General features: G+C 77.2%; 6 protein-coding genes. 3 read left to right on the top strand and 3 right to left on the bottom strand.

Annotation, left to right across the window (positions count from 1 at the left end):
- Positions 1-151 (bottom strand): SDR family NAD(P)-dependent oxidoreductase (locus tag OO57_RS36855; RefSeq protein ID WP_033257217.1); only part of this gene is annotated, 151 nt, incomplete at its 3' end.
- A gap of 297 nt (positions 152-448) precedes the next feature.
- On the opposite strand from OO57_RS36855, the gene OO57_RS36850 reads away from it, so the two are divergent.
- The gene (locus OO57_RS36850; RefSeq protein WP_033257216.1) at positions 449-2,056 is read left to right on the top strand and encodes a hypothetical protein; all 1,608 of its coding nucleotides are present in this window, start codon (positions 449-451) and stop codon (positions 2,054-2,056) included.
- 276 nt (positions 2,057-2,332) lie between these two features.
- On the opposite strand, the gene OO57_RS36845 is transcribed toward OO57_RS36850, so the two are convergent.
- Positions 2,333-3,655 (bottom strand): FAD-dependent oxidoreductase, encoded by a 1,323-nt coding sequence (locus tag OO57_RS36845; protein WP_081974219.1) that lies wholly within the window; start codon positions 3,653-3,655, stop codon positions 2,333-2,335.
- A 378-nt stretch (positions 3,656-4,033) separates the two neighbouring features.
- Entirely contained in the window at positions 4,034-4,957 is a 924-nt protein-coding gene (locus OO57_RS36840) for a TIGR01777 family oxidoreductase (RefSeq protein ID WP_033257212.1), read from the bottom strand.
- A gap of 66 nt (positions 4,958-5,023) precedes the next feature.
- Between OO57_RS36840 and OO57_RS36835 the strand changes: the two genes are divergently transcribed.
- Positions 5,024-5,527 carry a GNAT family N-acetyltransferase gene (locus OO57_RS36835; RefSeq protein ID WP_033257211.1) on the top strand — a complete coding sequence of 168 codons (504 nt, stop codon included), beginning with the start codon at positions 5,024-5,026 and terminating at the stop codon, positions 5,525-5,527.
- A gap of 103 nt (positions 5,528-5,630) precedes the next feature.
- Positions 5,631-5,838: DUF2510 domain-containing protein (locus tag OO57_RS43285; protein ID WP_033257210.1), on the top strand; the 208-nt coding region annotated here is incomplete at its 3' end.

The following is a 5,838-nucleotide window of genomic DNA, read 5'->3' as shown; positions in this document are numbered from 1 at the left end:
GCGCCGCGGCCAGGTCGACGACGTACACGTGCGCGCCCGCCGCGGCGAACGCCTCCGCGCAGGCCCGGCCGATGCCGGCGGCGGCCCCGGTGACCATGGCGGTGCGGCCCAGCAGCGGGCGCCCGGTGGGCGCGGCAGAAGTGGTGTCCATGGTCGAGAACGGTAGGAATCCGCACGTCCCGCAACGATGTGGGCGGACACCACAGCATGCCCCGCCCGAGTGGTGCCCGGCGCCATGCGCCCGGAACGCGGACAGCGGCTCCCGAACTCAAACACGCGACGCCCGTGCTTCCTCACAACGGGCGGGGCTGGTTCACCCGTTCGGAGGACGGGCGGTCCGAATCCACCCATAGCGTCCCAATGCTCGCTACATTCGCGCCGATTCCCGATCAGGGGGCGCCGTCCGGGCAGGAGGGGCCGGAACGGCGCCTGAGAGGTGTGGACTGCTATGCCCCAACGGCCAGTAATCGACAGCCCGGCGTACCGACCGCTCGACCCGCTCGACCCGCGCCCGACCGGAGCGGCCGAGACCCCTCCGCGCGCCCCCGAGCAGGCCGAACCACCGGCCCCCGCGGCCGGGCGCGCCCAGAACCCGCAACTCGCCGCGCTCATCGAGGAGTCCGGCTTCTCGCACGCCGGCCTCGCCCGCCGGGTCGACCAGCTCGGCCTGGAGCACGGCCTCGACCTGCGCTACGACAAGACCTCCGTGACCCGCTGGCTGCGCGGCCAGCAACCCCGCGGCGCGACCCCCGCGCTGATCGCCGAGGTCTTCACCCGCCGCCTCGGCCGCCGCCTCACCGCCCAGGACGTCGGCCTCGACGCCTGCGCCCCGGTCTACGCCGGGCTGGAGTTCGCCGAGACCCCGCAGGAGGCCGTCGACATCGTCGCCTCCATGTGGCGCAAGGACAACGGCCCCTACGCCGAACTCCGCAAGATCGCCTTCACCCCGGCCGGGCTCGTCGTCCCCAGCCGCGACTGGCTGATCGGCCGCACCGACGAACGCGTCGCCCGCGACGGCACCACCCTCACCCCCGAGGAGCTCCGCTCACCCCCGCAGGGCGCCCGCGTCCCCCCGCAGGGCCCGCGCCGCCCCGGGGGAGCCTCCGGCGCCGAACCGGGCGCCGAGCAGCGGGAGACCAGGCCCCCCGTCCGGGTCGGCCGCGGCGACATCGCCGCCATCCGCGCCGTCGGCGACCTCTTCCGCGCCCTCGACCACGCCTACGGCGGCGGCCACGCCCGGCAGGCCCTGGTCCGGTACCTGGAGAGCGAGGCCGAACCCATGCTCCGCGGCCGCTACGGCGAGCAGATCGGACGCGCCCTGTTCGGCGCCGTCTCCGACCTCACCCGGCTCGCGGGCTGGACCTCCTTCGACATCGCCGCGCACGGCCTCGCCCAGCGCTACTTCGTCCAGGCCCTGCGGCTCTCCCAGGCCGCGGGCGACCGCGTCCTCGGCGGCTTCGTCCTCACCACCATGAGCCAGCAGGCCGTCCACCTCGGCCACGCCCGCGAGGCCATCCAGCTCGCCCGCGTCGCCCAGCAGGGCGTCGGCACCACCGCCGCCCCCGTCGTCCAGGCCCTCATGCACGCCGCCGAGGCCCGCGGCCACGCCCTGGCGGGGGACGTCCGCTCCTGCACCACCGCCCTGGTCCGCTGCGAACGCGCCCTCGCCACCGCCCGCACCGCCGACGAAGTCCCGTCCTGGGCCCGCTACTTCGACGACGCCCAGCTCGCCGACGAGTTCGCCCACTGCTACCGCGACCTCCAGCAGTGGCGCCCCGCCGCCCAGCACGCCGAGAAGTCCCTCCGCCTCCGGGCCCCCGCCTACTCCCGCAGCCGCATCCTGTGCCGCCTCGTCCTCGCCTCCGCCCGGCTCGGCATGGGGGACGTCGACGAAGCCTGCTCGATGGCCACCGACTCCCTGCGCGCCGCGGGCGAGATGCGCTCCGCCCGCACCGTCGAGTACCTCCGCGACTTCCACCGCCGCCTCACCCCCTACCGCACCACCCCCGCCGCCCGCGCCTTCGAAGAGGCCTCCCGCCAGGCGGGGGTGATCTGAGAGCCCCGCCGGAGAGCCCCGCCGGAGAGCCCCGCCGGAGAGCCCCGCCAGGGGCTCGGGGAACTCTTCGGCGGACGAGCATGCACAGCAGGGGCTCGGGGAACGGCGGGTCCGAGCTGCTGGCGGCCGGAGCCCGTCGATGCGTCCGTGCTGCTTCGGGCCGTAGGAACAGAACCCGAAGCCACCGCACGCACCGGCAGTGCACCGCCAGCAGCCCCGGCCCCGCCGTTCCCCGGGCCCCCGATCGCTCCCGCTCCGCCGTCCTGCGCCGCCGTCCTACGCCGCCGCCCGGTCGGCCTCCGGCCCGACCCGCACGCCGAGGTCGCGCAGGACGGCCTCCGCGGCCCGTCGGCCGGAGACCAGCGCGCCCTGCACCGTCCCCGTGTCCCGGTGGTCGCCGCACACGTACAGCCCGGCGAGCAGCCGGACCGTGCGGCGGAAGTGGTGCGGCGGGGGCATCGAGACGACCGCGTCGGCGACGTGGCGGACGGTCAGGAACTCCCACGCCCCGGTGGCGGTCCCGTACAGCTCGGCCAGCCGCCGCCGGACGGCGCCCTCGTCGCCGGCCGGGCCGCCGGAGTCGAAGGCGCGGCGGCCGAGCACCGTGGTGGCGATCAGCGCGCGCCCGTCGGCGGCGTACGAGGGGTCGGCGTCGCTGAGGACCAGCGAGTGCGAGACGCCGGAGCGTTCGGCGTCGAGCAGCAGGACGGCCTCGCCCAGCGGGGAGCGCTCCGCCGCGTGGTAGTAGGTGGTGACGGGGTGGAACGCGGGCTGCCGCAGGCCCGGCAGCAGGGCGGCGGCCGTCGCCGCGTCGGTGGCGACGACCACCGCGCGGGCCCGGACCCGGCCGTGCGCGGCGGTCTCCACGCCGTCGGTGCCGACCGCGGTGACCTCCACGCCCAGCCGCAGGGCGTGCTCCGGGAGCCGGGCGGCCAGCTGGGCCGGCACCGCCCCGACGCCCGCCGCCGGGACGCACAGGCGGCCGCGGGCGTACGCGCGCAGCACCAGGTCGGCGACCCGGCTGGAGGTGCCGAGCGCGGGGTCGGAGAGCAGGGCGCCGAGCAGCGGGCGCAGGAAGCCGTCGACGGTGCGGGCGGGCAGGCCGCGGTCGGCCAGGGCCCGGGCGGCGGTGGTCTCGGGGCGGGCGAGCAGCCGCTCGGCGGGCGTCGCGGCGAGCCGGGCGAGGGTGGCGGCCAGCCGGGCCTTGTCCAGGGGCGTGCCGAGCGGCCCGCGGGCGGCGGCCTGCCGGGCGGGGGTGAGCTGCGGGTCGCCGACCCGGTAGCTGCGGCCCCCGGCGTGCACCAGGACGCCGGGGGCGAGCGGACGCAGCTCCAGCCGGTCGAGGTCGAGGCGGCGGGCGAGTTCGGGGTGGGCGGTGTTGAGCAGGTGGCCGCCGTGGTCGAGGCGGAAGCCGTCGAGTTCGCGGGTGGCCATCCGGCCGCCGACGCGTTCGGTGGCCTCCAGGACCTGGACGTCCAGGCCCTGGGCGGCGAGCGCGGTCGCCGCGGTCAGTCCGGCGACGCCGGCGCCGACGACGATCGCGTCGGGGTCGCCGGACCGGCCGCGCTGGGTGCGGCCGATGAAGTCCTGTGCGGGCACGAGTGGGTGCTCCCTCCCTGGCGGAGCCCTCCGCGGCCGCCGCGCGCGGCGGTGCCCGCGAGCGAGCGGGTGGGTGCCGGGGCGGGCAGCGGGGGGCGGACGTGGTCCGCACTGGTGATGCCCCGTCATCCGGGGGTCCAGACCGCCCGGTGACGCCCAATCGGTTCATCGCACCGGCGTGGCGACACAGGGGATCCGGACGGTCACCCAGCGTGCGTCAAACGGGACGCGCGGAGCGGGTGCGGGCGCACTCCGTCACCGCCCGCGCCCTGCGCGCCGCCAGGTTGCACCCGTGCGCCCCCCGCTGACGCCCCGTCACGCTCCGGCGGGCTCGCCACCGTTCCCCGGTGGGCTCCCCGCCGTTCCCCGGCGGGCCCCCTACCGCTCCCCGAGCGCCGCCGCGACGATCGCCCCCACGTCCGGGTCGCGGAACTCGAACCCCGCGTCCAGCAGCGCCTTCGGCACCACCCGGTGGCTGCCCACCACCTCCACGGCCATCTCCCCGAGGGCGGTGCGCAGCGCCCACTCCGGCACCGCGAACGCCGCCGGGCGTCCGAGCTGCCGGGACAGTTCCGCGGTGAGCTCGCGGTTGGTGACGGGCACGGGCCCGGTCAGGTTGACCGGCCCGGACAGCGCCTCGTGCTCGACCAGGAAGCGCAGCGCCGCCACCTCGTCCGCCAGCGAGATCAGCGACCAGTACTGGCCGCCGTTCCCGAGCCGACCGCCCAGCGCCAGTTTGAACAGCGGCAGCAGCCGCGCCCCGGCGCCGCCCGCGGGGTCGAGCACCAGCCCGGTGCGCGGGTGCACCACCCGGATCCCGGCGTCCGCGGCGGGCCGGGCGGCGCGCTCCCACTCCCGGCAGACCTCGGCCAGGAAGTCGCTCCCGGCCGGTGCGTCCTCGTCGACCAGCTGGTCGCCGGTCTGCCCGTAGTAGCCGACCGCGGAGGCGCTGACCAGCACCCGCGGCGGCTCCTTCAGCCGGGACAGCGCGGCGGCCAGCGTCTCGGTGCCGAGCACCCGGCTGTCCCGGATCTCCCGCCGGTAGGCGTCCGTCCAGCGCCGGTCGCCGACGCCCGCGCCGGCCAGGTGCACCGCGGCGTCCAGGCCCTCCAGTGCGGCCGCGTCGATCTGCATCAGCTGGGGGTTCCAGCCGACCCCGACCGTCCCGTCCGGCTGCGGCCCGGTGCGCGAGCGCCGCCGCACCAGCCGCAGCACCTCGTGCCCGTCCGCCAGCAGGGAGTCCACCAGCGCGGACCCGATCAACCCCGTGGAACCTGTCACCGCGATTCGCATACCGGCCATCCTCCCAGTCCGGCCCCGCTTACCCGTTCAGAAACCCGGGAACCCCGTCGCGGAGCGGCGTCTACCATGACCGCCATGCCATCCGACGATGTGATCATCCGCCCGGCGCGGGTCGAGGACGAGCGCGCGATCCGCGCCGTCGACCACGCCACCTGGTCCCCGCTCAGCGAGGTCGCCCCGCGCGGCCCCGAGGACGCCCCGGTCTTCGACGAGGCGCACCACCCCGGGCAGTACCTGCTGGCCGAACTCGACGGCCGGGTGGTCGGCTACGTCCGCCAGGTCGGCGAGATCCCGCTGCCCTCCAACGCGCACGTCCGCCAGATCCAGGGCCTGGGCGTGCTCCCCGCGGCCCGCGGCCGCCGGATCGGCGAGGCCCTGGTCGCCGCCGCCTGCGCGGCCGCCCGCGCCGACGGCGCCCGCCGGATGACGCTCCGGGTGCTCGCCCGCAACGCCCCGGCCCGCCGCCTCTACGAACGGGCCGGCTTCGCGGTCCTCGGCGTGCTGCCCGAGCACTTCCTGCTGGACGGCGACTACGTCGACGACGTCTGGATGGGCCGCGCCCTGGACTGACCCGCCGGAACCCGGCGGTTCGTCAACACACCGTCCACGGTGCCCGATTCGTGACCGCGGACCGTCTGGGGAGGGCGGCCCCCGGGGCGGTACGGTAGCGGCCGTGAGCACCCCGACGCCGCCCGGCTGGTACCCCGTCCCCGGCACCGGGCAGGAACGCTGGTGGGACGGCACCGCCTGGACGGACTCCCACCGCCAGGCCGGCCTGGTCAACGACGCGGTCACCCAGAGCTGGCAGGCCGCCCCCGGCCCCCCGCCCCCGGCGCCGCCCTCCCAGCCCCCGTCCCACCCGCCCTTCCACCCCCCGTTCC

Source organism: Kitasatospora phosalacinea, assembly GCF_000717185.1.
Classification (GTDB): Bacteria; Actinomycetota; Actinomycetes; order Streptomycetales; family Streptomycetaceae; genus Kitasatospora; species Kitasatospora phosalacinea_A.
Note: the sequence above shows the minus strand (reverse complement) of the source record. Positions and strands in the feature narration are given on the sequence as shown.

Bases quoted from the DNA above. Each gene is read 5' to 3' on its own strand.
- OO57_RS36850 (WP_033257216.1), top strand. From the start codon at position 449: ATGCCCCAACGGCCAGTAATCGACAGCCCGGCGTACCGACCGCTCGAC.
- OO57_RS36840 (WP_033257212.1), bottom strand. From the start codon at position 4,957: ATGGCCGGTATGCGAATCGCGGTGACAGGTTCCACGGGGTTGATCGGG.
- OO57_RS36835 (WP_033257211.1), top strand. From the start codon at position 5,024: ATGACCGCCATGCCATCCGACGATGTGATCATCCGCCCGGCGCGGGTC.